Here is a 25,978-nt window from a genome sequence, read left to right on the forward strand (position 1 = left end):
GGGGCGACCTCCAGGGTGATCGCGCTGCTGAGGCGTGCGACAGCGGTACGGCGGGACCGGCATCGGCGGCCTCGCCGCTGTCCGTCCCGTACGCAGTGAGCGGAACCGCGGGGGTGTCGGGCCCGCCAGGGACGGACCGGCCGCGCTCCGAGGACTCAGGCACCGGAACCCAGTGTGGAGTACGACACATCGCTGCCACGAGGGGCGTGCGGTGACTTTTTGAGTCCGGTCCGTGACCGCGTGGTTACCCTCCCGGGAAACCCGAGTGCGTGTTCGTGCCCGCCCTGTGCCGATCGCGCGGTGCCCGATTCCCTGTACGACACCCGTGTGCCCGTGCGCCACGAGCGGTTCGTGACCCGGCGCTGCCACGGGGTGCGGCGTCGAGGACGCCGGTCGCGCCCCGGCGGAGCTGCCGGCGGCGCTCGTGGACCACGATGTGCTGTCCGTGACGTCGCGCAGGAGCCTGGCGGCGACTCCTAGAGCGCGTCGGCCCCGCGTACGCGCAGGGCCTGGCCGTACTGCTGGAGCACCCACAGCTCGTTCTGGACGGCGGCCAGGTGGGCCGGGTCGGCGTGCTGGCCGAGCCGGGAGAGGGTGCCCTGGATGTCGCGGATGCGGCGGTCGACGGCACGGCGGCGGACCGCGACGAGCTGGTCACCCGCGTAGACCTCGTCGACCGTCTTGCGCAGGATCGCCTCGACGGCGAGTTCCGTGACCATGGCGCGGACCGTGTCATCGGGTGCGGCCTCGCGGACGCGCACCAGATAGGCCTGGGAGTCCTGGGCGCCGAGCTCGGCGCCGCCGGCCTCGATGACGGCCTGCCGGACCGCCGCGTAGGGCGGGGCCGTGAACTCGTCGACGCCGTACGCGTCGAACGCCGGCGAGACCAGTTCGGGGCGCTGGAGTGCGAGCTTGAGGAGCTCGCGCTCGGTGGCGTGCACCGGGTTGCGGAGGTTCAGGGCGGGGCCGGAGGCGGCGGCCCGGGGCGCGGACGCCTCGTACGACGGCTGCTGGTTCGGCCGCTGCGGGGCTGCCGGTCCGCGTCCGCCCCGGTCCCTGGCCCAGCGCGCGAGCTGGGCGACGCGCTTCACCACGAACTGGGTGTCCAGGATGCCGAGCATGCCCGCGAGCTGCACCGCGACCTCGTGCTGCGAGGCGCTGTTCTTGATGCGCGCCACGACCGGTGCCGCCTCGTCCAGTGCGGCGGCGCGGCCGGCCGGCGTCTCCAGGTCGTACCGCTGCACGATCTGCCGCAGGGCGAACTCGAAGAGCGGCGTGCGCGGTTCGACGAGGTCGGCGACCGCCTCGTCGCCCTTGGCGAGCCGCAGCTCGCAGGGGTCCATGCCGTCCGGGGCGATCGCGATGTACGTCTCGGCGGCGAACTTCTGGTCGTCCTCGAAGGCCCGCAGCGCTGCCTTCTGGCCCGCCGCGTCGCCGTCGAAGGTGAAGATCACACGGGCGGAGCCGTTGTCCATCAGCAGCCGTCGCAGGATCTTGATGTGGTCGCCGCCGAAGGCGGTGCCACAGGTCGCGATGGCGGTCGGGACACCGGCGAGATGGCAGGCCATCACATCCGTGTAGCCCTCGACGACGACGGCCCTGCTGGACTTGGCGATCTCCTTCTTGGCGAGGTCGATGCCGTACAGGACCTGGGACTTCTTGTAGATCGCCGTGTCGGGGGTGTTCAGGTACTTGGGGCCGTTGTCGTCGTCGCGCAGCTTGCGCGCGCCGAAGCCGACGACCTCGCCGCCGATGTCGCGGATGGGCCACATGAGGCGGCCGCGGAAGCGGTCGATGGGGCCGCGGCGGCCCTCCTGGGCGAGTCCGGAGAGCAGCAGCTCCTTGTCGCTGAACCCCTTCCCGCGCAGATAGCGGGTCAGGTGGTCCCAGCCCGCCGGGCTGTAGCCCACGCCGAAGTGCGCCGCCGCGGCCTGGTCGAAGCCGCGCTCGGCGAGGAACTTCCGGCCGATCTCCGCCTCGGGGCTCGCGTCCAGCTGCTCCACATAGAACTGTGCGGCGATCTTGTGCGCCTCGACCAGACGGATGCGCTCGCCGCGCTGGTGGCTGGGGTTGTACCCGCCCTCCTCGTACCGCAGCGTGATGCCCGCCTGCGCGGCGAGCCGCTCGACCGCCTCCGAGAAGGAGAGGTGGTCCACCTTCATCACGAAGGTGATGGTGTCGCCGCCCTCCTGGCAGCCGAAGCAGTGGAAGAGCCCCTTGCTCGGGCTGACCTGGAAGGACGGTGACTTCTCGTCGTGGAAGGGGCACAGGCCCTTCAGATTGCCGCCGCCGGCGTTGCGCAGCTGGAGGTACTCGGAGACGACGGCGTCGATCGGGACCGCGTCCCGTACCGCCTTCACGTCGTCGTCGTTGATCCTGCCTGCCACGCGTGAATTCTACGGGGGAGCAGAGACAGTCGTGGGCGCCTGCCCCGGCTGCGGCTGACGGGGCGCCTGCGCCCGGCCGCCGCTCCGGGGACGAGCGCCCCGGAGCACGGTTCACGCGGCGCGCGTTGCCGGGCCTCCTGTCACGGGACCAGCGACTCCAGGGCGACGGACGGGTCCGTCAGCGCCTCGGCGTCCACCTGCTTGCGGGCCCGGATGAGCTTCTGGATCGGGTCCGTGACGTCCCACACGTTCACGTTCATCCCGGCCAGCACCCGGCCCTCCTTCAGCCAGAAGGCGATGAACTCGCGCCGGCCCGTGTCCCCGCGGACCACCACCTGGTCGTACGCCCCCGGGGGCGCCCAGCCCGAGTACTCCATGCCGAGGTCGTACTGGTCGGAGAAGAAGTAGGGGACCCGGTCGTACCTGACCTCCCGGCCCAGCATGGCCCGGGCCGCGGCCGGCCCGCCGTTCAGGGCGTTCGCCCAGTGCTCGACGCGCAGCCGGGTGTCGAAGAGCGGGTGGTGGTGGGCGGCCACGTCGCCCGCGGCGAAGATGTCCGGGTCCGACGTGCGCAGGGACTCGTCGACGGCGACCCCGCCGCCGTGCGCCCGGTCGACGAGCGCGAGCCCGGCGGACTCGGCGAGCGAGGTGCGCGGGGCGGCGCCGATCGCGGCGAGCACGGCGTGCGCCGGGTGCTCCTCGCCTACGTCGGTGCGGGCCGCCAGCACCATGCCGTCCTGTCCGGTGATCTCCGTGAGCTTCGCGCCGAAGTGGAAGCGGACGCCGTGCTCCCGGTGCAGATCGGCGAAGAGCTCGCCCAGTTCGGGGCCCAGGACGGCGTGCAGCGGCGTCGCCAGCGGCTCCACGACGGTGACCTCGGCGCCGTACGACCGGGCCGCCGCCGCCACCTCCAGGCCGATCCAGCCCGCGCCCGCGATGACCAGGTGGCCGTTGTCCCGCCCGAGCGAGGCGAGCACCCCGCGCAGCCGCTCGGCGTGCGCGAGCCGCCGCAGGTGGTGCACGCCCGCCAGATCCGTGCCGGGGATGTCGAGACGGCGCGGTTCGGCCCCGGTGGCCAGCAGCAGCTTGTCGTAGTGCAGGACGGCGCCGTCGCCCAGGCGCACGGCCTTGCCCTCGCGGTCGATGTGCACGGCGGTCTGGCCGAGGTGCAGCTCGATGTCGTTCTGCGCGTACCAGGCGGGCTCGTGCACGAAGACGCTGTCGCGTTCCTCCTTGCCGAGGAGATAGCCCTTGGACAGCGGCGGGCGCTCGTACGGGTGGTCACGCTCGTCACAGACGAGGATCACCCGGCCGGTGAAGCCCTCCGCACGGAGTGTCTCGGCCGCCTTCGCGCCGGCCAGCCCTCCCCCGACGATGACGAACGTCTGATCCGCGTCGACCACTTGATGCCTCCTCGCCGGGGTCCGGGGACAGCGGTGGGGACCGCTGGGACGGGCTGCCCGGCTGAACCTAGTCGTGTCACATAGTCCTGTCGCCCTTGCGAGCGTCCCGCACGGAGCGTGATGCGGGAAGAGGGAGTGGCCCGATCAGGCCAGTCCCCGTCACACCCCGTGGCCGTCCTTCGTCACGCTCCGCGGCCGGTGAGCCGGGCGTGCAGCGATCCCGCGGAGGCGTCCGTGAGGGAGGCGATCTGATCGACGATCACCCGTTTGCGTGCACGGTCGTCGGGGGCCGCGTCGAACAGCGCCCGGAACTGCGGGTCGAGACCGTCGGGCGCGCGGGCCGTGAGCGCGGCGGCCAGCTCGGCGACGACGACCCGCTGGTCGGCGCGCAGCCGCTCCTGCTCGGCACGCTGCATCACATAGCGGTCGGCGACGGCCTTGAGCACCGCACATTCGAGCCGCGCCTCCTGCGGTACGACGAGCTCGGCGGCGTACCGGGTCAGGCGCCCGCCGCCGGGACCGCCCCAGCGCTCCCGCGTGGCGGTCTCGGCGGCGAGGCAGAACCGGCCGATGAGCTGGCTCGTCGCGTCCTTCAGACGGGCCTGCGCGACCGCGGAGCCGTCGTATCCGTGCGGCCACCACTCCTGGTCCAGGAGCCGGTCCAGCGCCGCGGCCAGCTCCGCCGGGTCGGTGTCGGCGGGGACGTACCGGCCGATCGCCACGTCGTAGACGTCACGGCGCTCGGGCTCCGAGCGCAGCGCCTCGGGGTCGATGTGCCCGGCGTGCAGCCCGTCCTCCAGGTCGTGCACGGAGTACGCCACGTCGTCGGACCAGTCCATGACCTGCGCCTCGAAGCAGATGCGGTGGGCCGGGGAGCCCTTCCTCACCCAGTCGAAGACGGGACGGTCGTCCTCGTAGACCCCGAACTTCTGCGACCGGGGATCGGTCGGATGGCCGCCCCGGGGCCACGGGTACTTGGTGGCGGCGTCGAGCGCGGCCCGCGTCAGATTGAGTCCCACGCTGACCATGTCGCCGCTGCCCTCGTCGAGCACGAACCGCTTCGGTTCGATCCGGGTCAGCAGCCGCAGCGACTGGGCGTTGCCCTCGAAGCCTCCGCAGTCCTCGGCGACCTCGTTCAGCGCCTGCTCGCCGTTGTGGCCGAACGGCGGGTGCCCCAGGTCGTGCGAGAGACAGGCCGTCTCCACGAGGTCCGGGTCGCAGCCCAGCGCCTCGCCCAGTTCACGGCCGACCTGGGCGCACTCCAGCGAGTGGGTCAGCCGCGTCCGGGGGCTCGGGTCCCACGCCTGGCCCGGGGTGTCCCCGGCCCGTGCGCCGGGCGCCTGGGGCAGCGTCCCGGGCGTCACGACCTGCGTCTTCCCCGCGAGCCTGCGCAGCGCTCCGGAGTGCAGCACCCGTGCCCGGTCCCGCTGGAACGCCGTTCGCCCGGCGCGTTTGTCGGGCTCCCCCGCATACCGCTCGACATCGGCGTCGTCGTAATGGGCCTCGTAACCGTCCCGCGCAGAGCCTTCCATGCACCGACAGTAAGCCCTGGGCGTGCCGTACCGGCCGCACCGGGGCGGGTGCCGTCAGGCCGAGGCCAGCAGCCGGTGGCCGGAGTCCGCCGCCGTGTGCCGTGCGCCGTCGTACCGGTGCAGCACCAGGCGGGCCATCGCGGGGTGCGCGCCGAGGGGCTCGGCGGCCGACCACGGCGCGGCGGCGGCGCACTGCGCGGCGAAGCGGCCGGGCGCCGCGAAGTACGAGGCGATGCCCACCCGGTGCCGTCCCCGGGCGGCCAGCGCCCGCAGGGCGGCCGGCACGGTCGGCGCCACGGCCGACGCATACGCCGGGACGACCGGCACCCCGAGCCGCTCGGCGAGCAGTTCGGCTGTGCGCCGCGCGTCGACGGCGGCCTCCGGATCCCGCGATCCGGCGGCGGCCAGCACCACGCCGCTCCCCCTCCGGCCGGCCGCACCCTCACGCTCGGGCCACCCGGCCTCGACCAGGCGCGCGTACAGCGTCTCGACCAGCAGCGGGTGCGGTCCGAGGGGCGGCGCCACCCGTACGTCGAGGTGGGGCGCCCCCGCGACGGCCTCGGGAATGTCGTGCTTCACATGGTGTCCGCGTCCGAGCATCAGCGGCACGATCACGGCCCGGCCCGGTGCGAGAGCGGCCAGCGTGTCGGTGAGCAGGGGCGCGTTCAGCTCGATGTGTCCGAGGTGGACGCGCAGTCCGGGCCGGAGCTCGCGGACGCGTTCGAGCAGGGTCTCGGCGGTGGCCAGGGCCCGGGGGTCGCGGCTGCCGTGGGCCACGACCACGAGCGGCGGCATGGGGCGGCGGCTGCCGTCGAGGGCGACGAGGCTGAGCTGGTCGCCGAGCTGGCTGGTGATCCGGTGCATGATCTGGGCCGTCGTGTCGAGGGGGGCGCTTCCGAGGGGGTGCGCACCGCCGGGTCGGAGTGTGGACTCGTCGCGAGGAGGGTTCGACGCCGTCATGAACCGATCCTGGCCGCGTCAGGTTGCCGCGTCGTTGCGCGTCGATGACAGCTCCTTTCCCCCTGCCTCACGGTCCGGGGTGGGACCGTGTCAGTGCGGTGTCCTACGGTTGATCTCCATCGGCCGGGACGGCCGGGGAGGGGTACGGGGGAAGCGATGGGGCGGGTGGAAGAGGCGCGCGGCGCGGAGCCGGAGGGGCCCGGGGGGCCGGACGGACCGCGGTCTTCGGGTGGGCCGGACCCGGGGAGTGGACCGGCGTCTCCGGGCGGGCCGGGGGCGACGCAGGCCCCGCCGGGGCGGCGGTGGCTGCGGCTGCCGCGCACGCGGACGGGCCGCCGCAGGGCGGTGCAGGCCCTCATGGCTCTGTGCGTGCTGGCGCTGCTGCCGGCCACCTGGATGTTCGTGGTGGCGGACGGCCGGCTGCGGACGACGGCGGACGTGCCGCGCACCCCGGTCGCCGTGGTCTTCGGCGCGGGCCTGTGGAAGGGCGAGCCGTCGCCGTACCTCGCCCGCCGTCTGGACGCCGCCGCCGAGCTGTACCGTGCGCACCGGATCGACGTGGTGCTGGTGACCGGTGACAACAGCCGCAGGGAGTACGACGAGCCGGACGCGATGCGCGCGTACCTGGTCCGGCACGGGGTGCCCGGCCGCCGGATCGTCAGCGACTACGCCGGCTTCGACACCTGGGACTCGTGCGTACGGGCCCGGAAGATCTTCGGCGTCGACCGGGCGGTGCTCATCAGCCAGGAGTTCCACATACGCAGGGCGGTCGCCCTGTGCCGGGCCGCGGGCGTGACGTCGTACGGCGTCGGGGTCGAGAACAAGCACGACGTGACCTGGTACTACGGGGCGACGCGGGAGATGTTCGCCGCGGGCAAGGCCGCGCTGGACGCCCTGTTCCGGCCGGATCCCCGGTTCCTGGGGCCGAAGGAGCCGGGCGTGGCGCGGGCGCTGGCCTCGGAGCGCTGAGTCCGACGGGGCACGGCGGGGCCCCGTCCCGCACCCCGGCGGACGCCGGTCCTGGGCGCCTCACAGTCGAGGGTCCGGGGCGGGGAGACGCGCGTACCGGGAGCGTAACGGGGCTGCGGGTGGCGTGTAACACGCCCGTCGCACGCTGGCGGCATGCACTCCACCGCGACCTCCGCCCCGGCGCAGACGTCCGCGCCGACCCCGACACCCGCGCCCGGGGGCACGCCCGGCGATGCGGCCGGGGCGGGAGCCGCGGCGCCCACGCCGACCCACTGTCCCTACTGCGCCCTCCAGTGCGGGATGGGACTGGCCGTGGGGCCGTCGGGCGTCGAGGTGGTGGAGCGCAGGGAGTTCCCGGTGAACCGGGGCGCCCTGTGCGGCAAGGGCCGTACGGCGCCCGCGCTGCTGTCCTCGGCGGTACGGCTGACCGAGCCACTGGTGCGCGACCGCGTGTCCGGCGAACTCGCGCCCGCCACCTGGGAGGAGGCGCTCGACCGGATCGCCGACGGGTTGTCCCGCACGCGCACGGAGCATGGCCCGGACGCGTGCGGGGTGTTCGGCGGGGGCGGGCTGACCAACGAAAAGGCCTACACGCTCGGGAAGTTCGCACGGGTCGCGCTCGGCACCTCGCAGATCGACTACAACGGCCGCTTCTGCATGTCGTCGGCGGCGGCCGGACAGCAGCGTGCGTTCGGGCTCGACCGGGGACTGCCGTTCCCGCTGGAGGACATTCCGCGCACCGGCTGTCTGATCCTGGTCGGCTCCAACCTCGCCGAGACGATGCCGCCCGCCCTGCGGTACCTCACCGAGCTGAAGGAGAACGGCGGCCGGCTGATCGTCGTCGACCCGCGCCGCACCCGCACCGCCGAACAGGCGGACCTCCATCTCGCGCCGCGCCCGGGCACCGATCTCGCCCTCGCCCTGGGCCTGCTGCACCTGGTGGTGGCGGAGGGGCGCACCGACGAGGCGTTCATCCGGGAGCGGACGACCGGCTGGGCGGAGGCCCGGGCGGCGGCGATGGCCCACTGGCCGGAGTACGTGGAGCGGATCACGGGGGTGTCCGTTCCATTGCTGCGGGAGGCCGTGCGGCTGTTCTGCGACGCCGGTTCGTCGATGGTGCTCACGGCACGGGGGCCCGAGCAGCAGTCGAAGGGCACGGACACCGTGGGCGCCTGGATCGACCTGTGCCTGGCCACGGGGCGCGCCGGGCGACCGCTGTCCGGGTACGGGTGCCTGACCGGGCAGGGCAACGGGCAGGGGGGCCGCGAACACGGGCAGAAGGCCGACCAGCTGCCGGGATACCGGAAGCTGACCGACCCGGAGGCGCGACGGCATGTGGCCGGGGTGTGGGGGGTCGACCCCGATGCGCTCCCCGGTCCCGGGCGCAGTGCGTACGAGCTGCTGGACGCGCTGGGCGGCGAGGTGCGGGCGCTGCTCGTCATGGGGTCCAACCCCGTCGTGTCCGCGCCGCGTGCCGCGCACATCGAGGAGCGGCTGCGGGCGCTGGACTTCCTCGCGGTGGCGGACGTGGTCCTGTCGGAGACGGCCGCCCTGGCGGACGTCGTCCTGCCCGTCACGCAGTGGGCCGAGGAGACCGGCACGGTCACCAATCTGGAGGGGCGGGTGCTGTTGCGCCGTCAGGCGGTGACGGCTCCCCCGGGGGTACGCAGCGATCTGGAGCTGCTGTCGGCGCTGGCCGCGCGGCTCGGCGTCGCCCACGGCTTCCCCACGGACCCGGAGGAGGTCTTCACCGAACTCCGCGCCGCCTCCGCCGGTGGCCCCGCGGACTACTCGGGCATCACCTACCGCGATCTGGCCCTGGGCCGGCCGGTCTTCTGGCCCTGTCCCGCCGGCCCCTCCGGTCCGGATGCGCCGCCCGCTGCGGACGGGGGCGAAGGCCTCGGGAGTCCGCGGCTGTTCCTCGACCGGTTCGCCACGGAGGACGGGCGGGCGAGGTTCGCCGCCGTGGTGCACCGGCCCGCCGCCGAGGAGCCGGACGCGGAGTTCCCGCTGCTGCTGACCACCGGCCGGGTGCTGGCGCAGTACCAGTCGGGGGCGCAGACGCGCCGGGTGGCGGAGCTGAACGCGGCCGCGCCCGGGCCCTTCGTCCAGATGCATCCACGGCTGGCCGAGCGGCTGGGCGCCGAGGAGGGCGACGCAGTGGCGGTCGTCTCCCGGCGTGGGCGCGCCGTCGCTCCGGCGCGCATCACCACGGCGATCCGCCCGGACACCGTCTTCATGCCGTTCCACTGGGCGGGCGAGGGCCGCGCGAACACGCTGACCAATCCGGCCCTCGACCCGACCTCGCGCATGCCGGAGTTCAAGACGTGCGCGGTACGCGTGGAGGTCGTGAAGCCCCACGTCACACCGTGAAGCCCGGACTCGCGGGGCCCGATCGGCAAGACACCCCCTACCGGTCCAGCCAGTCCCCGCTCCCGATCGGGTGGCCGTGGGCGCGCAGGCGCACGGCGACGCCGGGGGCGGCGACGTACACCCAGGCGCGAACGGCCGTCCCGTCCGGGCGGGTCACGTCCCGGGCCACGCGTTCGTACAGATTGCGGGGGTCGCCGGGTGCGTACTCCTCCAGCCGGTCGAGGGCACCGAGCAGTTCCCCGTAGACCTCGGGCAGCGCGGTGACCAACTCGCCGCGCACCACGGAGCCGCCGGGCTCCTCCACCACGTACGGGTAGCCGGGGCCGTCGTACAGCACCGCGCCGCCGAGGCGGCCCGGCTCCTCGGACGCCGTGCGCCCGCGCAGGAAGAGGTCGTGGTTCACCTCACCGGGACGCAGGGTGCCGTAGACGAAGAACGGCAGTCTCACCGGGCCGTCTCCTCCTGGAGCCACCGCAGGTAGTCCGCGCTGCCCCGTACGACGGGCGTCGCGATGATCTCGGGCGTGACGTAGTCGTGCGCCGTGCGCAGATACACCTCCAGCTGCTCGTACCTGGCCTCCGTCGTCTTGAACAGAACCTGCCACTCCGACGCGGTCTCGACGGCGCCCTGCCAGCGGTAGACGGAGGTGACCGGCCCGGAGATCTGCGCGCAGGCCGCGGCCCGCGCCTCGACCGCACCGCGCGCCAACGCCTCGGCCTTGTCCGCGGCGTCGGTCGTCGTCAGGACGGTCAGCCAGCCGGCCGACGTGGTCGTGGTCATCGTCGCCTCCCTCTGCACACCGATGCACCCATGCGGACCCGATGACGGAACCGCTGCGCGGACGATTCTCACCCGGCCGCGCCCCGCGCCACGACCCGGCCACCGGGTGCGCCCTTCGCGGCACGGAGCGGGGGCCGTGAACTCCCCTGCGGCCGTGCCCGGTCGGCCCGGTGGTGGTCACCCGTCCCACCGGCACGCAGCAGTCACATGATCCTCACCTCCGGTGCAGGACCAACCCTGTGAAGCCTATGGACATGACATGTCATGGACCTTTAAATCTCTGTCAGCAAGAGCACCCCCCACCCGCGCCTCACCGGCTCCCCCACGTTCCCGGCGTCTCCCTCACCCTCCTGGCGTCTCCCCAAGCCCTCGGCTCCTCCCGCGCTTCCGGCCTCGCCCGGGCACGGGAACGCCCCGGGCGGCGGGAGCCCCTGTGCAGGGGGAGACACCCCCGGGAGCAGGGGGCACCCCCACCCCGAGGAGATCGATGAGTCGGACACGGCACATACGAGGTGCTTCCCGCCTCGCCACCGCCGGTACCGCCGCGACGGCCGCCGCCCTGCTCGCCGCCGCACTCGCGCCGCAAGCCGATGCGGCCGACCGCCCGCTGCCCAGCCGGGCCACCGCAATCCAGAACGCACAGAAGGTCGTCGCGGACCTGGCCCGGCGCCTGGACATCACCTCCGCCCAGGGCACCTCCGTCCGCGACGTGATCGTCGACCACAACGGCGCCCAGCACGTCAGATACGACCGGACCTACCGTCACCTTCCGGTGCTCGGCGGCGACTTCGTCGTCCACATGACCCCGAGCGGCGCCTACCACGGGGCCGACCGGGCCGTCCGCGGCGACCTGGCCGTACCGAGCGTGACGCCCACGGTGCCCGCGACGCAGGCCGCCGACCTCGGCGCCGCCGCCCTGCGGGCCGCCAACCAAGGCGAGTTGCTGCGCTCGGTCGTCGCCAAACCGCGACTGGTCGTCGACGCCCTGCACGGCGCCCCCAGGCTGGCCTGGCGCACCAGCGCCGTCGGCAAGGACTCGCTGGGCAACCCCGTCGCCCGCGTCGTCCTCGTCGACGCCCGCACCGGCAAGCAGATCGACGCCTGGGACGGCATCGAGACGGCGTCCGGCGACGGCAAGTCGCTCTACAGCGGTACGGTCCCGCTGGAGAGCACCCAGTCGGGATCGACGTACCAGCTGAAGGACGCCACGCGCGGCGGCACCTACACCGGCGACGCACAGAACAAGACCGACCTGTGCTTCCTCGGCATCTGCTTCCAGCGGGCACCCGCCGTGCTCTTCACGGACGCCGACAACCACTGGGGCAGCGGCGCGAACAGCGACCGCTCGTCCGCAGCCGTCGACGCCCAGTACGGCACGGACAAGACGTGGGACTACTACAAGAACGTCCACGGCCGGAACGGCATCGGCGGGGACGGCAAGGGCTCGTACAACCGCGTCCACTACGGCACCAACTACAACAACGCCTTCTGGGACGACAGCTGCTTCTGCATGACGTACGGGGACGGTGACGGGAACACCTTCGGGCCGCTCGTCGCGCTCGACGTCGCCGGGCACGAGATGTCCCACGGAGTGACGTCCAAGACGGCCGGCCTCACCTACTCCGGCGAGTCCGGCGGCCTCAACGAGGCGACCTCGGACATCTTCGGCACGCTCGTGGAGTTCTACGCGGACAACGCGTCCGACCCCGGGGACTACCTGATCGGCGAGAAGATCGTCCGGCCCGGCTTCGGCAAGAGCGCGCTGCGGTACATGGACCAGCCGTCCAAGGACGGCAAGTCCGCGGACTGCTGGAGCTCGGGCGTCGGCAACCTCGACGTGCACTACTCGTCCGGTGTCGCCAACCACTTCGCGTATCTGCTCGCCGAGGGCAGCGGCCCGAAGGTGATCGGCGGCGTCCAGCACAACGGCACCACCTGCAACGGCGCCACGCTCAGCGGCATCGGCAGGGACAAGCTCGGCAAGATCTGGTACCGGGCACTGACCGTGTACATGACCTCGTCGACGAACTACGCGGGCGCGCGGACCGCGACGCTCAACGCGGCGAAGGACCTGTACGGGGCCGGCAGCGCCGAGTACAACGCGGTGGCGGCCACCTGGTCCGCGGTCTCCGTCGGTTAGCACCGCGGCCGGCCCACTCCCCGGAGCGGGCCGGCCCGGCACCGCCGGTCCAGGGCCGCCCAGGTCCTGCCTCGCACAGCCGTCACATCGGTCGCCTCGGTCATTCGGCCGAGGCGACCGTCGCTTTTCCCGGGACGGACAGGGGCCATCGGACAGGCCTTTGGTCCCGATTCACGCTTCCTACCCCGTTTCGGAGTTTTCTGTTACAGAATCTCCGGATTTCTGTGATGGAACGTTCCTACTGTCGTTCGGGTCATGAATCGTCGCCACCGTCTTCGCCCGCTCGGCGGCCGCGCCGCTGCGGCCGCGTCCGCCGGGCTCGCGGGCTGCGGCAGCCCGGACGGGCCGGCCTGCGTGGGCACCACGGAGGGGACCGGCTCGTGAGCCCGCCCCGCACCCCGGACTCGACCGGGATTCCGGCACCCGCCCGGCCCCGGACGCCCGCGCCCGCCCCGGCGCCGCCCGCGGCTGCGGCCCGCCGCCCGGGCCGCGGTCCGGCCCGTGCCTGCTCGGCGGGGCTCCGTCGCGTCCGGGACGCCGTCGGCGGGCTCGGGCTGCGCTGGAAGATCGCCGCGGCGCTCGCCATCGGCTGTTCCCTGGTGGCCGTGGCCATCGGGCTGCTGGTCCATCAGGCCCGTCTCGCCGAGGTCGAGAGGGACGCGCGGGAATCCGCGACCCAGCAACTGGTGCGGGTGCGCCAGCTGTACGAGCTGACCGGGCAGGTCGACCGGCGCGACGCCTCCGTCGACGCCGCGGTCGACTCGCCGGAGGTGCCGCGCGCGCTGCGGAAGGCGGCGCTCGACGGCCGCCGCACGACCTGCCTGGACATGTCGGGCGACGAGCCGAGCGTGTGGGCGGCCCGGCAGGTCGGCGGCCATGTGCTCTCGGTACGGGAGTCGCTGCGCGAGCAGACCGCCGACATGGCCGAGTTCGACCGGCGGCTGCTGGTGTCCGGTGCCGCCGTCGTCGGACTGGCCGCGCTCGGCGGGTTCGGCATCGCGACCCGGCTCAGCCGGGAGCTGCGGGCCGCCGCCGCCATCGCCCGCCGTATCAGCCGCGGAGACCTCGACGCCCGGATCGGCCGCCCGAGGCCGCCCGGGGCACGCGACGAGGTCGCCGAACTGGCCGCCGCCCTGGACACCATGGCCACCACGCTCCAGCGGCGCCTGGAGGCGGAGCAGCGGTTCACCGCGGACGTCGCGCACGAGCTGCGTACACCGCTGACGGGGCTGCACATGGCCGCGGAGCTGCTGCCGGAGGGGCGGCCGGCGGAGCTCGTACGCGACCGTGTCGCCGCGCTCCGCAACCTCACCGAGGACCTGCTGGAGGTGGCCCGGCTCGACGCGGCCGTGGAGCGGCCCGACCTCGACGTCCACCCGCTGGGGGCGCTGATGGAGCGGATCGTGCGGAGAGTGGGCGCAGGCCGGGTCGCCTGCGCCGGGGCCCCGGGAGGGGAGGGGCCCGACACCTTCGTACGCACCGACGCGCGCCGTCTGGAGCGGATCCTGGCCAATCTCGTGGCCAACGCGCGCACGCACGGGGACGGACCCGTCGAGGTCCGGGTCGAGGGGGCCTCGGTCGTGGTGCGGGACCACGGGTCCGGGTTCCCGGAGCGGCTGCTGCGGGAGGGTCCGCGACGGTTCGTGACGGGGGCCCGGGAGCGCGGGCAGGGCACGGGGCTGGGGCTGACCATCGCGTTCGGGCAGGCGCATGTCGTCGGCGCGACGGTCTCCCTGCACAACGCCCGGGACGGCGGCGCAGTGGCCGTCGTCCGGCTGCCCGAGGCCGGGCAGGTCCCGCGGGCCGCGGGCTGTGGGCCACCGGGAGGTGCGGGCTGCGAGGGGGAGGCGGACCGCGCCCGGTGAACGGGTGACCCGGGGCCCAAGTCACCCGTTCACCGGTCTCCAGGAGGCGCCCCCCGCCCGCCCCCGCTTACCTCGGAGGTGCAGGGGTGCGACCGACGCAGCGGCACTTGGGGGTGCCGCGGGCCGTGCCCTCTCGGAGGAGCGACCACCATGCGCACTGCCCGTCTGCTCACCGGTACCGCGCTGGCCGTGGCCGCGGTCGGACTGGCCGGGAGTGCCGCGTCGGCGAGTGACACGAGCGCCCTGGAGGTCCTTCCCGGCACCGCCACACCGGGTACGACGGTGAGCGTGAACACGGCGGCGTGCGGGGCGGGCGGAACGGCGCAGGGCGATGCGAGCGCGGTCGGTGCAGGGCTGTTCTCGCTGGCGCCGAGCGCGCACGAGGACCAGGCCACCGGCCAGTTCAAGGTGCCGCCGTCCGCGCAGCCGGGCACCTACGAGATCGTCGCGAAGTGCACCGACGGCAGACAGGTGGCCGGCGATCTGGTCGTCACGATGGTCGCCGGGGGCCAGCAGGTGCAGCCCAGGGGCAGCCTGAAGACCGGTGTCGGCGGAGCGCTCGGACCGGACCCCCTGCACACCGCGGCCGGCGTCGCCGCCCTCGCCGTCGCCGCGGCGGGCGGCACCTGGCTGCTCCACCGCCGTGCCCGGGGCGAAGGGTTCTGATCCGTCCGGCTCCCGACGGCCCCGAGGGGGAACCGTGCGCAAGCTCAGCGACTCCGCCATAGCCGCGGCGAGTGTGCTCGCCCTGTGCTCGGCCGTCTGGCTGCTGGGCGGCGGCCCCGGCGAGCACACTCCGCCGCAGCCCTCCGCCGAGCAGGCCGCGTCGCCGGGCTCCGGCGGGGACCGGAAGGGGGCCGCCGCGCTGCCCGCATCGGCGCCCCACCGGATCCGTATCCCCTCGATCCGCGTGGACGCTCCGCTGGTCGGGCTCGGCCTGACCCGGCAGGGCAGCCTCGACGTGCCGCCCGCGGACGAGCCGCAGGTCGCCGGGTGGTACGAGGACGGGGTCACGCCCGGCGAGAAGGGCACCGCGATCGTCGCCGGACACGTCGACAACGCGCAGGGGCCCGCCGTCTTCTACGACCTGGGTGCACTGCGCAAGGGAGCGACCGTCGAGATCGAACGCCGGGACGGCGCCGACGCGGTGTTCACGATCGACGCGGTGGAGGTCTACGACGCCCGGAAGTTCCCGGACGAGAAGGTGTACGGCGCTGCGCCGCGCCCCGAGCTGCGGGTGATCACCTGCGGCGGCCCCTACTCCAGGTCGACGGGCTATCAGGGCAATGTCGTGGTCTTCGCCCATCTCACCGGCACGAAGGCCTCGGCCCGGGAGTGAGGCGGCCGGCCGCGGGTCGGCGGCCGGCTCAGGCCAGCCACTGCTGGTACGCCAGGTTCGCGACGAGGGCGAAGACCACCGTCAGCAGGACGCCGCGGACGAATCCGGAGCCCTTCTTGAGGGCGGTGCGGGCGCCGAAGGTGCCACCGGCCAGGTTGAACACCGCGAGCAGGGCGGCCAGTTGCCACAGCACGGTGCCCTGCCAGGCGAACATGGCGAGGGCGCCGGCGTTGGTGCAGCAGTTGACGATCTTCGCGGTGGCGGATGCGGTCACCAGGTCGAGGTGGAGCACCGCGGTCAGCGCGAGTACCAGGAAGGTGCCCGTGCCGGGCCCGATCAGGCCGTCGTAGAAGCCGATGCCGAGGCCGGCGAGGCCGATCGCCGCGAGGACACGGCGGCGCGTGACCGGCCCCGGCGCGGGCGCGGTGCCGAACGCGGGCCTGAGGATCACGAACGCGGCGACTCCGAGCAGGACGACCATGATGACCGGCCGCAGCACCGCGCTGCTCATGCCCGCCGCGAAGAACGCGCCGCCCATGGAACCGGCGAGCGCCGCGAGCCCGATCCGTACCGCCGTCCACAGGTCCACGGGGGCCTTGCGCACATAGGTCACGGCCGCGCCGGTGGTGCCGACGATGGCGACGGCCTTGTTCGTGCCGAGTGCGTACGCGGCGGGCGTGCTCGGGGGCAGGCCGAGCAGCATCGCGGGCAGCAGGATCAGTCCCCCGCCGCCCACCACGGCGTCGATCCAGCCGGCCGCGGCCGCGGCGAGGCACAGCAGAATCACCGTGGTCAGAGATATGTCGGGCATGGCCGCGACCCTAAGGACAAGATGTGTGCGCCGTCCATCCATCTCTGTCGGAGTTGAGTGACTTCTGAGGTTGGGGCGGCCCGGAGGCCGGGGCGGCAAGAGGGCGGGCGGCCTCGGACAGGGGCGGGCGCGCGGCGGTGCCCGGGGCACGCACAGGCGGCACCGTGGGCGTGGCGCGGACCCTCACACCTCCCCCCGTCCCCCGCTGAGGGCAGCGTTCCCCGGGAGAAACGGATCGGATGCGACCGGGTAACACCCACCGCGCACGCTGCCGTGCATGACCTCTTCCGCCTCGAACACCGGGTCGGCCCGCGTCGTGGTGATCGGCGCAGGCCTCGCCGGCACGCGTGTCGCCGAGCGGCTCGCCGCGCGCGGCACCGCAGCGGTGCTCGTGGGCGACGAGCCGCACCCCCCGTACAACCGCGTCCTGCTCGCCGAGGTCCTGGCCGGACGCTACGGCCCCGACGTCATCGCCCTGCCGGTCCCGCCCGGCCGTTACGTCGCCTCGCGCGCCGTCGCCGTCGACCGCTCCGCCCGCGTGGTGCACTGCGCCGACGGCACCGAAGTGCCGTACGACGAACTCGTCCTGGCGACCGGCTCCAACCCGGTGCTGCCGCCCCTGCGCGGCCTGCTCAGCCCGGGAGCCACCGCGCTGCCGGGCGGTGTGCACGCCTTCCGCACGCTCGACGACTGCCTGGCGCTGTCGGACGCGATACGTCCGGGGATCCGCGCCCTGGTCATCGGTGGCGGTCTCCTCGGGGTGTCGGCGGCGCGCTCGCTGGCGCTGCGCGGCGCCTCGGTGGTGCTCGCACAGCAGGCGGAGCGCCTGATGGAGCGCCATCTGGACCCGGCGTCCTCCCGGCTGGTGCACCGGCATCTGACGTCCCTGGGCGTCGAGGTGCACACGGAGTGCCGGGTGCGCGGCGTGCGCTGCGTCGAGGGCGCGGTCCGCTCGGTCGAACTGGCGGACGGTTACTTCCTCGGCGCCGACCTGGTGGTGCTGGCCTGCGGGGTGCGCCCGCGGACCGGGCTCGCCGAGGCCGCCGGTCTCCGGGTGCGCTCGGGTGTCGTCGTCGACGACGAACTGCGCACCTCGGACCCGCACATCTTCGCGGTCGGCGACTGCGCGGAGCACGCGGGCCGCAGTTACGGCCTCGCGGCACCCGCCCTGGAACAGGCCGAGGTCGTCGCCGGCCTGCTCACGGAGGGCTCCGGCCGCCGCTACGCCGGCACCCGCGCCCTGACCCGGCTGACCCTGGCCGGCACCGACCCGCTCGACCTCGCCGTCTTCGGCGAGCCGGACGAGCGCCCCGGCGACGACGTCGTCCGGCTGACCGACGCCACCCGCGGCACGTACCGGAAGGTCGTCGTCCGCGGGGACCGGCTCGTCGGGGGCGTCCTGCTCGGCGAACTCGGCACCGTGGGCACGCTCGCCCGCGCCTGGGAGGACGCCGAGCCGCTGCCGCCGGGCGGCGCCCCCCTGCTGCACCTGCTCACCCACGAGGAAGGCTCCTGACTATGGCCGTCTCCGCCCCCACCATCGTCCTGATCGGCCACGGCATGGTCGGCCAGCGCTTCCTCGAAGCCGTCGCCGATCGCGGGCTCACCGCGACGCACGACATCGTCGTGCTCGCCGAGGAGCCCCGCCCCGCGTACGACAGGGTCGCGCTCACCTCGTACTTCTCGGGGCGGACGCCGGACGACCTCTCCCTCACCGACCCGGATTTCCTCGCCCTGCACGGCATCGAACTGCGGCTCGGGGACCCGGCCGAGCACATCGACCGCGCGGCGCGGACGGTGACAACCCGCTCGGGGCACGTCGTCGGCTACGACACGCTGGTCCTCGCGACCGGCTCGTACCCCTTCGTGCCGCCCGTGCCGGGCAAGGACGCCGAGGGCTGCTTCGTCTACCGCACGATCGAGGACCTGCTCGCCATCGAGAGGTACGCCGGGGAGCGTGCCACCACGGGTGTGGTCGTCGGCGGCGGACTGCTGGGGCTGGAGGCGGCGGGCGCGCTGCAGGGCCTCGGGCTCGGCACGCACATCGTCGAGTTCGCGCCGCGTCTGATGCCTGTGCAGGTCGACGAGGGCGGCGGCGCGGCGCTGCTGCGGACGATCGAGGAGCGCGGTCTGACCGTGCACACGGGCACCGGCACCCAGGAGGTCGTGACGGGCGAGGACGGCACGGTCGTCGGTGTGAAGCTGTCCGACGGCTCCGAACTCGCCACCGATCTGGTGGTGTTCTCGGCCGGGGTGCGCCCCCAGGACGCCCTGGCGCGCGCCTGCGAGCTGCCCGTCGGGGAGCGCGGCGGCGTCACCGTGGACGAGCGGTGCCGCACCGCCGACCCGCACGTGTACGCGATCGGTGAGTGCGCGCAGGCGTCCGACGGCCGGGTGTACGGACTGGTCGCGCCGGGCTACGAGATGGCCGAGACGGCGGCCGCCGCGATCGCCGGCGAGGCCTCGGCCTTCACCGGCGCCGATCTGTCGACGAAGCTCAAGCTGCTCGGCGTGGACGTGGCGTCGTTCGGCGATGCGCACGGCACCGCGGATGGCTGCCTGGACGTCGTCTACGCGGACTCGCGGTCGGGGACGTACAAGAAGCTCGTCATCGGCCCGGGCGGTGAGCTGCTGGGCGGCATCCTCGTCGGTGACGCGGAGGCGTACGGCACGCTGCGCCCGCTCACCGGCACGGTGCCGCCGCTCTCCCCCGAGCAGCTGGTCCTCCCGGCGGGCGCCGGCGCGCCCGTGACCCTCGGCCCCTCCGCGCTGCCGGACTCGGCGGTGATCTGCTCGTGCCACAACGTCGCCAAGGGCACCATCCGCGCGGCGGTGACGGAGCACTCCTGCACGACGGTTCCCGAGGTGAAGAAGTGCACCAAGGCCGGTACCGGATGCGGCAGTTGCGTCAAGGTGCTGGGGCAGCTGGTGGACGCGGAGCTGGAGGCGTCCGGCGTCGAGGTCGACAAGGGCCTGTGCGGCTGCTTCGCGCAGACACGGCAGGAGTTGTACGAGATCGTGCTCGCCCTGCGCATCACCTCGTACCGCACGCTCCTCGACGAGCACGGCCGTGACGCGGCGCGCGGCGGCGACGGCTGCGAGATCTGCAAGCCGGCCGTGGCGTCCATCCTCGCCTCGCTCGCCCCGAGCATCGGCGCGGAGGGCCATGTGCTGGACGGCGAACAGGCCGCGCTCCAGGACACCAACGACCACTTCCTCGCCAACCTCCAGAAGAACGGCTCGTACTCGGTCGTCCCACGGGTGCCCGGCGGTGAGATCACCCCGGAGAAGCTGATCGTGATCGGTGAGGTGGCCCGCGACTTCGGCCTCTACACGAAGATCACGGGCGGCCAGCGCATCGACATGTTCGGCGCCCGGGTGGAGCAGCTGCCGCTGATCTGGGCGCGCCTGGTGGAGGCGGGCTTCGAGTCGGGACATGCGTACGGAAAGGCGCTGCGCACCGTCAAGTCCTGTGTGGGCGAGACCTGGTGCCGCTACGGCGTCCAGGACTCGGTCCGCATGGCGATCGACCTGGAGCTGCGCTACCGGGGCCTGCGCTCCCCGCACAAGCTCAAGTCGGCGGTCTCCGGGTGCCAGCGCGAGTGCGCGGAGGCCCAGTCGAAGGACTTCGGCGTCATCGCCACGGCGGGCGGCTGGAACCTCTACGTCGGCGGCAACGGCGGCGCGACCCCGCGCCACGCGGACCTGCTGGCCCAGGACCTGTCGGACGCCGAACTGGTCCGCCTGATCGACCGCTTCCTGATGTTCTACATCCGTACGGCGGACCGCCTGGAGCGGACGTCGGCCTGGCTGGAGCGCATCGAGGGCGGTCTCGACCACGTACGGGACGTGGTGGTCCACGACAGCCTCGGCATCTGCGCGGAGCTGGAGGCCCTGATGGCCGAGCACGTCGCGAACTACCGCGACGAGTGGGCCGACACCGTCCGGGACCCCGAGCGCCTGGCCCGCTTCGTCTCCTTCGTCAACGCACCCGACACACCCGACCCGCTGGTCAGGTTCGTCCCCGAACGCGACCAGATCAAGCCGGACCTGCCGCTGCTCACGCTCGGCACCCCCCGTCTGCTGGAAGGAACCCCGTCCCGATGACCATGGCCGTCGAGAAGACCGCTGTTGTGGTGAAGGTCCTGGTGGAGAACGCCTGGATCCCCGTGTGCGACCCGTCCCGGCTCACCCCCGGCCGGGGTGTCGCCGCCCTCCTCCCCGACGGAAGCCAGGCGGCGGTCTTCCAGGACCGCGCGGGCGGGCTGTACGCCGTGGACAACCGCGATCCGTTCACGGGCGCCGCGGTGCTGGCACGGGGCCTGATGGGCAGCCACGAGGGCCGTCCGTTCGTCGCGTCGCCCCTGCTGAAGCAGCGCTTCGACCTGGCGACGGGGCGCTGCCTGGACGACGAGTCGGTGTCGGTGGCCACCTACCGGGTGAGCCTGTCCCAGGGGTGACGGGGTCCCCGGCCCCTGCGGTGCTCGCGTACCGGTCGGTGAGGGCGGACGCAGGCGGACGTGGGGTGCGGTGCCCGGGTGCCCTGCCGGGAGGGGCGTACGGGCGCCGGGTCCCGACGGCATACTGTGCGGTATCCGCAGTCTCCCGAGGGAGTTCCGTCATGACGGGCTGGAACGCGAGCGACATCCCTGGCCAGAAGGGCCGTACCGCCGTCGTCACCGGCGCCAACAGCGGCATCGGTCTGGTCACGGCACGCGAGCTGGCCCGCAAGGGCGCCACGGTGGTCCTCGCCTGCCGCAGCGAGGCACGCGGCACGGCGGCGGCCGACCGCATCCGTTCCGAGGTGCCGGGGGCGGAGGTCGCCTTCGCCCCACTGGACCTGGGATCGCTGTCCTCCGTACGGGAGTTCGCGGCCTCGTACGCGCGTGATCACGGCTCGCTCGACCTGCTGGTCAACAACGCCGGGGTGATGGCCCTGCCGTACGGGACGACCGAGGACGGGTTCGAGACCCAGTTCGGGGTCAACCACCTGGGGCACTTCGCGCTGACCGGGCTGCTGCTGCCCGCGCTGCTCGCCACTCCGGGTGCGCGTGTGGTCAGCGTGTCGAGCGGGTTCCACGCGCTCGCCAACATCGACATCCACGACCTCAACAGCGAGCGGCGCTACCGCCGCTGGATCGCGTACGGGCGCTCCAAGACGGCGAATCTGCTCTTCGTCCACGAGCTGGCGCGCCGGCTCGACGCCGCGGGCGCCGACGTCGTGGCCGCGGCGGCGCATCCGGGCTACGCCGCCACGAACCTCCAGACCGCGGGCGTCCGCATGGAGGGCCGGCGGTTCGCCGAGCGGGTCGCGGAGTTCGGCAACCGCGTACTCGCCCAGTCGGCCGAGGACGGTGCGCTGCCCACCCTGTACGCGGCGACCGCGCCCGGCGTCCGCCCGGACTCCTTCACCGGACCCCGCTTCCAGGGCTGGCGCGGCGCCCCGGCGCCGTCGTGGCGCGCCGCCTGGACGCTGAACGACACGGCGGGCGACCGGCTGTGGACGGAGTCGGAGCGGCTCACCGGGGTGACGTACGACGCGCTGAAGGTGTGAGGCGAGGGCGGCCGAGCCGTACGCCGCCCTCGTGTCACGCCGTCAGCGCAGGTCCGAGGCCTCGAACAGCGCGCGCGTGGTCTCCGTGTCGATCCGCTCGCCGAGACGGCGCAGGGTCTCCTCGCCTGTCCGCAGGAACCCGTTCGCCCGGGCCGTACGGGCCCCCGTCTCCAGGCGGTGCCACAGCAGCGGGTTGTCCACCAGCACCCTGGGGTCCAGCTCCACGCGGTTGCCCAGGGCGTCGCGCAGGGTGAGCCGCTGCGCCACGCCCTCGCTGTGCCGTACGGCCGTGAGCAGCCCCGTCGTCACCCGGCGGGTGCGCCATACGCCCCGGACCTCGAGCCAGCCGCGGCCCGCGGTCACCCGGGGCGGGTGCAGCACCAGGTACAGCAGCACCGACAGCGCGGCCCACAGCACGGTGCGCGCCGGGGTGAGCGTGCCGTTGGCCCGGTCGATGAGGACGATCAGTGCGAAGAGGGCGAGCGCGCAGAACAGGGCGGACCGCAGGTCCGACGCCCACCGCCGGTCCACCGCGACGTCCCGCCCGGCCGCTGCCCCCGGGAGTGCGGGCCCCCGGCCGGCGTCCCGGGAGACGGCGCCCCGCTCCTCGCTCCCGCCCGCGGCCTTCACGCCCTCGCTCCCGCCCGCGGCGCGTACGCCCTCCCGCGCCGCGCCGCCGACGTCCCGCCCTGCCCGTTCGCGCCTGTCGCGTCCCATGAGCCGCACGGTATCGCCGCCCCGCCGCCCGGTCCCCCGCGTTGACACCCCCCTGACCGGAACAGGCACCGCGTTGACGCACCTTTGATACCCGGGGCCCTGCCCGGCGCGCCGCCCCGGCGCCCCTCGCACAAGCCCCCGAACACAAGAAGGACGACACCCCCGCACAGGGTGCCGTCCTTCTTCAAGTGCCGGGGCCGTTGCCGGGTCGGTGAGGGTAAATCGGCAACGGCCCCGGATCGGGGCCGGTCCACCGGTTTCGTGCCCGGTGGACCGACGCGTCAGCTGCTGTCGCTGCGGTCCGCCGGTTTCGTGCCCGGCGGACCAGTGCGTCAGCGGCTGTCGCTGCCCCGCGACTGGGCCGCCGCCCGGCCCGCCTCGAGGCGGGCGACGGGGATGCGGAACGGGGAGCAGGACACGTAGTCGAGGCCCACCTCGTGGAAGAAGTGCACCGACTCCGGGTCACCGCCGTGCTCGCCGCAGACGCCGAGCTTGATGTCGGGCCGGGTGGCCCGGCCCGCCTCCACGGCGCTGCGGACCAGCGCGCCCACGCCGTCCTTGTCGATGGTCTCGAAGGGGCTGACGCCGAAGATGCCCTTCTCGAGGTACGCCGTGAAGAACGAGGCCTCCACGTCGTCCCGGCTGAAGCCCCAGACCGTCTGGGTCAGGTCGTTCGTGCCGAAGGAGAAGAACTCCGCGGCCTCGGCGATCTGGCCCGCGGTCACCGCGGCACGCGGCAGCTCGATCATCGTGCCGAGCGCCAGCTTCAGCTCGACGCCGGTGGAGGCCTGGACCTCGGCGATGACCTTCTCGGCGTCGTCGCGGACGATCTCCAGCTCCTGGACGGTGCCGACGAGCGGGATCATGATCTCGGCACGCGGGTCACCGTTGGCGGTGATGCGCTGCGCGGCGGCCTCCGCGATGGCACGGACCTGCATGGTGAACAGGCCGGGGATGACCAGGCCGAGGCGGACGCCGCGCAGACCGAGCATCGGGTTCTGCTCGTGGAGGCGGTGCACCGCCTGAAGCAGACGCAGCTCGTTCTCGTGGTGCTCCTGGCGGGACTCCGCGAGTGCCACCCGGACCGACAGCTCGGTGATGTCGGGCAGGAACTCGTGCAGCGGCGGGTCCAGCAGGCGGACCGTCACCGGCAGGCCGTCCATCGCCTCGAAGAGGTCGACGAAGTCCTGCCTCTGGAGCGGCAGGAGCGCCTTGAGGGACTCCTCGCGCTCCTCGTCCGTGTCGGCGAGGATCAGCCGCTCGACGTACTCACGGCGCTCACCGAGGAACATGTGCTCGGTGCGGCACAGGCCGATGCCCTGGGCGCCGAAGCGGCGGGCCCGCAGCGCGTCCTCGGCGTTGTCGGCGTTGGCACGCACCCGCAGACGGCGGACCCGGTCCGCGTACGCCATGATCCGGTGCACGGCCGCGACCAGCTCGTCGGCGTCGTCGGCGCCGGCGTGCATACGGCCCTCGAAGTACTCGACGACCGGCGAGGGCACGACCGGGACCTCGCCCAGGTACACCTTGCCCGTCGAGCCGTCGATGGAGACGAGGTCGCCCTCTTCGACGACGGTGCCGTCGGCGGTGGTCAGCCGGCGCCGCTTGGTGTCGACCTCCAGCTCCTCGGCGCCGCAGACACAGGTCTTGCCCATGCCGCGCGCGACGACGGCCGCGTGCGAGGTCTTGCCACCGCGGGAGGTGAGGATGCCCTCGGCGGCGATCATGCCGTCCAGGTCGTCCGGGTTGGTCTCGCGGCGGATCAGGATGACCTTCTCGCCGGAACGGGACCACTTCACGGCGGTGTACGAGTCGAAGACGGCCTTGCCGACGGCGGCACCCGGCGACGCGGCGATACCGCGGCCGATCTGCTCGACCTTGGCCTTCTCGTCGAAGCGCGGGAACATCAGCTGCGCGAGCTGGGCGCCGTTGACGCGCTGAAGCGCCTCGGCCTCGTCGATGAGGCCCTGGTCCACGAGCTGCGTGGCGATGCGGAAGGCCGCGCCCGCGGTGCGCTTGCCGACGCGGGTCTGGAGCATCCACAGCTGGCCGCGCTCGATCGTGAACTCGATGTCGCAGAGATCCTTGTAGTGGGTCTCCAGCGTCTCCATGATCTGCATGAGCTGGTCGTACGACTTCTTGTCGATCTGCTCCAGCTCGGCGAGCGGGACGGTGTTGCGGATGCCCGCGACGACGTCCTCGCCCTGTGCGTTCTGCAGGTAGTCGCCGTACACGCCCTGGTGGCCGGAGGCGGGGTCGCGGGTGAAGGCGACACCGGTGCCGGAGTCCGGGCCGAGGTTGCCGAAGACCATGGAGCAGACGTTGACGGCCGTGCCCAGGTCGTGCGGGATGCGCTCCTGGCGGCGGTACAGCTTCGCGCGGTCGGTGTTCCAGGAGTTGAAGACCGCCTCGATGGCGAGGTCCATCTGCTCGCGCGGGTCCTGCGGGAAGTCGCGGCCGGCCTCGGTCTTGACGATCTTCTTGAACCGGGTGACCAGCTTCTTGAGGTCGGCGGCCTCGAGGTCGGTGTCGACCGTGACCTTCTTGGCGGCCTTGGCCTTCTCCAGCTCCTCCTCGAAGAGCTCGCCGTCGACGCCGAGGACGGTCTTGCCGAACATCTGGATGAGGCGCCGGTAGGAGTCCCACGCGAAGCGCTCGTCGCCGGCCTGGTCGGCGAGGCCCTTCACGGACTTGTCGGAGAGGCCGATGTTCAGGACCGTGTCCATCATGCCCGGCATCGAGAACTTCGCCCCGGAGCGGACGGAGACGAGCAGCGGGTTGTCGGCCTGGCCGAGCTTCTTGCCCATCTTCGTCTCGAGTGCCTCGAGGTGCGCGCTCACCTCGTCACGCAGTGCCGCGGGCTCCTCGCCGCTGTCGAGGTAGACCTTGCAGGCCTCGGTGGTGATGGTGAAGCCCGGAGGCACCGGGAGACCGAGGTTGGTCATCTCGGCGAGGTTCGCACCCTTGCCGCCGAGGAGGTCCTTGAGGTCCTTGTTGCCCTCGGTGAAGTCGTAAACGAACTTCGCTACGTGGGGTTCTTTGTTTTCCGACACGGGTCTCGACTCCTCGAGGACGACGTGGCTGCCCTGACGGCGAGGAACATACCCAGATCGAAGGCACCTGGGTACGTCCACTTGCGCGTCATACG

19 protein-coding genes are annotated in these 25,978 nt (G+C 73.3%); 10 read left to right on the forward strand and 9 right to left on the reverse strand.

All coding sequences use genetic code 11. From position 1 onward, the window contains the following. Positions 1–476 precede the first annotated feature (476 nt). The 4 genes from dnaG to ACWCP6_RS01800 all read right to left on the reverse strand — a co-directional run bounded on the left by dnaG (position 477) and on the right by ACWCP6_RS01800 (position 6,282). Positions 477–2,387: a DNA primase gene (dnaG, locus tag ACWCP6_RS01785; protein WP_450930317.1), complete on the reverse strand. Its 1,911-nt coding sequence runs from the start codon at positions 2,385–2,387 to the stop codon at positions 477–479. A 140-nt stretch (positions 2,388–2,527) separates the two neighbouring features. Continuing rightward, positions 2,528–3,790: an NAD(P)/FAD-dependent oxidoreductase gene (locus ACWCP6_RS01790; protein WP_450930318.1), complete on the reverse strand. Its 1,263-nt coding sequence runs from the start codon at positions 3,788–3,790 to the stop codon at positions 2,528–2,530. 182 nt (positions 3,791–3,972) lie between these two features. Next, entirely contained in the window at positions 3,973–5,322 is a 1,350-nt protein-coding gene (locus ACWCP6_RS01795; protein WP_450930319.1) for a deoxyguanosinetriphosphate triphosphohydrolase, read from the reverse strand. 54 nt (positions 5,323–5,376) lie between these two features. After that, positions 5,377–6,282, reverse strand: a complete 906-nt coding sequence (locus ACWCP6_RS01800) for a sirohydrochlorin chelatase (RefSeq protein WP_450930320.1) — start codon at positions 6,280–6,282, stop codon at positions 5,377–5,379. Between the two features lie 357 nt (positions 6,283–6,639). On the opposite strand from ACWCP6_RS01800, the gene ACWCP6_RS01805 reads away from it, so the two are divergent. Then, positions 6,640–7,251: a SanA/YdcF family protein gene (locus tag ACWCP6_RS01805; RefSeq protein ID WP_450930321.1), complete on the forward strand. Its 612-nt coding sequence runs from the start codon at positions 6,640–6,642 to the stop codon at positions 7,249–7,251. Positions 7,252–7,404: 153 nt separating this feature from the next. After that, positions 7,405–9,624, forward strand: coding sequence for a molybdopterin oxidoreductase family protein (locus tag ACWCP6_RS01810; protein WP_450930322.1), 2,220 nt, complete (start codon positions 7,405–7,407; stop codon positions 9,622–9,624). Positions 9,625–9,661: 37 nt separating this feature from the next. Here the strand turns inward: ACWCP6_RS01810 and ACWCP6_RS01815 are convergent, their stop codons facing one another. Together ACWCP6_RS01815 and cutA are read right to left on the reverse strand one after the other, a co-directional pair. Further along, complete coding sequence (locus ACWCP6_RS01815; RefSeq protein ID WP_450930323.1) at positions 9,662–10,072, reverse strand: gamma-glutamylcyclotransferase family protein; 411 nt, start codon at positions 10,070–10,072, stop codon at positions 9,662–9,664. Continuing rightward, positions 10,069–10,404, reverse strand: coding sequence for a divalent-cation tolerance protein CutA (cutA, locus tag ACWCP6_RS01820; RefSeq protein WP_450930324.1), 336 nt, complete (start codon positions 10,402–10,404; stop codon positions 10,069–10,071). Before cutA ends, ACWCP6_RS01815 begins: the two co-directional genes overlap by 4 nt. 487 nt (positions 10,405–10,891) lie before the next feature. Between cutA and ACWCP6_RS01825 the strand changes: the two genes are divergently transcribed. From ACWCP6_RS01825 to ACWCP6_RS01840, 4 genes are all read left to right on the forward strand, one after another. Further along, complete coding sequence (locus tag ACWCP6_RS01825) at positions 10,892–12,544, forward strand: M4 family metallopeptidase (RefSeq protein ID WP_450930325.1); 1,653 nt, start codon at positions 10,892–10,894, stop codon at positions 12,542–12,544. Between the two features lie 380 nt (positions 12,545–12,924). Continuing rightward, positions 12,925–14,409 carry a sensor histidine kinase gene (locus ACWCP6_RS01830; RefSeq protein ID WP_450930326.1) on the forward strand — a complete coding sequence of 495 codons (1,485 nt, stop codon included), beginning with the start codon at positions 12,925–12,927 and terminating at the stop codon, positions 14,407–14,409. A 150-nt stretch (positions 14,410–14,559) separates the two neighbouring features. Then, positions 14,560–15,075, forward strand: coding sequence for a hypothetical protein (locus tag ACWCP6_RS01835; protein ID WP_450930327.1), 516 nt, complete (start codon positions 14,560–14,562; stop codon positions 15,073–15,075). Between the two features lie 34 nt (positions 15,076–15,109). Beyond that, complete coding sequence (locus tag ACWCP6_RS01840) at positions 15,110–15,748, forward strand: class F sortase (protein ID WP_450930328.1); 639 nt, start codon at positions 15,110–15,112, stop codon at positions 15,746–15,748. A 28-nt stretch (positions 15,749–15,776) separates the two neighbouring features. On the opposite strand, the gene ACWCP6_RS01845 is transcribed toward ACWCP6_RS01840, so the two are convergent. Continuing rightward, a complete protein-coding gene (locus ACWCP6_RS01845; protein ID WP_450930329.1) occupies positions 15,777–16,559 on the reverse strand; it encodes a sulfite exporter TauE/SafE family protein in 783 nt (260 codons plus the stop codon). A 277-nt stretch (positions 16,560–16,836) separates the two neighbouring features. Here ACWCP6_RS01845 and ACWCP6_RS01850 point away from each other — a divergent pair, with 277 nt between their 5' ends. The 4 genes from ACWCP6_RS01850 (at position 16,837) to ACWCP6_RS01865 (ending at position 22,113) form a co-directional block, all read left to right on the forward strand. Continuing rightward, a complete protein-coding gene (locus ACWCP6_RS01850; RefSeq protein ID WP_450930330.1) occupies positions 16,837–18,075 on the forward strand; it encodes an NAD(P)/FAD-dependent oxidoreductase in 1,239 nt (412 codons plus the stop codon). Between the two features lie 2 nt (positions 18,076–18,077). Next, positions 18,078–20,666 (forward strand): nitrite reductase large subunit NirB, encoded by a 2,589-nt coding sequence (gene nirB / locus ACWCP6_RS01855; RefSeq protein ID WP_450930331.1) that lies wholly within the window; start codon positions 18,078–18,080, stop codon positions 20,664–20,666. Beyond that, the gene (gene nirD, locus ACWCP6_RS01860; protein ID WP_450930332.1) at positions 20,663–21,019 is read left to right on the forward strand and encodes a nitrite reductase small subunit NirD; all 357 of its coding nucleotides are present in this window, start codon (positions 20,663–20,665) and stop codon (positions 21,017–21,019) included. The genes nirB and nirD overlap by 4 nt, the downstream gene beginning before the upstream one ends. Before the next feature lie 161 nt (positions 21,020–21,180). Further along, on the forward strand, positions 21,181–22,113 hold the full coding sequence (locus ACWCP6_RS01865; RefSeq protein WP_450930333.1) for an oxidoreductase: 933 nt from the start codon (positions 21,181–21,183) through the stop codon (positions 22,111–22,113). 42 nt (positions 22,114–22,155) lie between these two features. On the opposite strand, the gene ACWCP6_RS01870 is transcribed toward ACWCP6_RS01865, so the two are convergent. Next, positions 22,156–22,830 carry a hypothetical protein gene (locus ACWCP6_RS01870; protein WP_450930334.1) on the reverse strand — a complete coding sequence of 225 codons (675 nt, stop codon included), beginning with the start codon at positions 22,828–22,830 and terminating at the stop codon, positions 22,156–22,158. 332 nt (positions 22,831–23,162) lie between these two features. After that, positions 23,163–25,883 carry a pyruvate, phosphate dikinase gene (gene ppdK / locus ACWCP6_RS01875; protein ID WP_450930335.1) on the reverse strand — a complete coding sequence of 907 codons (2,721 nt, stop codon included), beginning with the start codon at positions 25,881–25,883 and terminating at the stop codon, positions 23,163–23,165. Between the last annotated feature and the right edge of the window lie 95 nt (positions 25,884–25,978).

The sequence above is a fragment of the Streptomyces sp. NPDC002004 genome (assembly GCF_053593975.1).

Excerpts from the sequence above, each read along its gene's own strand:
- ACWCP6_RS01795 (WP_450930319.1), bottom strand. The coding sequence starts at position 5,322 with ATGGAAGGCTCTGCGCGGGACGGTTACGAGGCCCATTACGACGACGCC.
- ACWCP6_RS01800 (WP_450930320.1), bottom strand. The coding sequence starts at position 6,282 with ATGACGGCGTCGAACCCTCCTCGCGACGAGTCCACACTCCGACCCGGC.
- ACWCP6_RS01805 (WP_450930321.1), top strand. The coding sequence starts at position 6,640 with ATGGCTCTGTGCGTGCTGGCGCTGCTGCCGGCCACCTGGATGTTCGTG.
- ACWCP6_RS01810 (WP_450930322.1), top strand. The coding sequence starts at position 7,405 with ATGCACTCCACCGCGACCTCCGCCCCGGCGCAGACGTCCGCGCCGACC.
- cutA (WP_450930324.1), bottom strand. The coding sequence starts at position 10,404 with ATGACCACGACCACGTCGGCCGGCTGGCTGACCGTCCTGACGACGACC.
- ACWCP6_RS01825 (WP_450930325.1), top strand. The coding sequence starts at position 10,892 with ATGAGTCGGACACGGCACATACGAGGTGCTTCCCGCCTCGCCACCGCC.
- ACWCP6_RS01835 (WP_450930327.1), top strand. The coding sequence starts at position 14,560 with ATGCGCACTGCCCGTCTGCTCACCGGTACCGCGCTGGCCGTGGCCGCG.
- ACWCP6_RS01845 (WP_450930329.1), bottom strand. The coding sequence starts at position 16,559 with ATGCCCGACATATCTCTGACCACGGTGATTCTGCTGTGCCTCGCCGCG.
- ACWCP6_RS01850 (WP_450930330.1), top strand. The coding sequence starts at position 16,837 with ATGACCTCTTCCGCCTCGAACACCGGGTCGGCCCGCGTCGTGGTGATC.
- nirB (WP_450930331.1), top strand. The coding sequence starts at position 18,078 with ATGGCCGTCTCCGCCCCCACCATCGTCCTGATCGGCCACGGCATGGTC.
- nirD (WP_450930332.1), top strand. The coding sequence starts at position 20,663 with ATGACCATGGCCGTCGAGAAGACCGCTGTTGTGGTGAAGGTCCTGGTG.
- ACWCP6_RS01865 (WP_450930333.1), top strand. The coding sequence starts at position 21,181 with ATGACGGGCTGGAACGCGAGCGACATCCCTGGCCAGAAGGGCCGTACC.
- ACWCP6_RS01870 (WP_450930334.1), bottom strand. The coding sequence starts at position 22,830 with ATGGGACGCGACAGGCGCGAACGGGCAGGGCGGGACGTCGGCGGCGCG.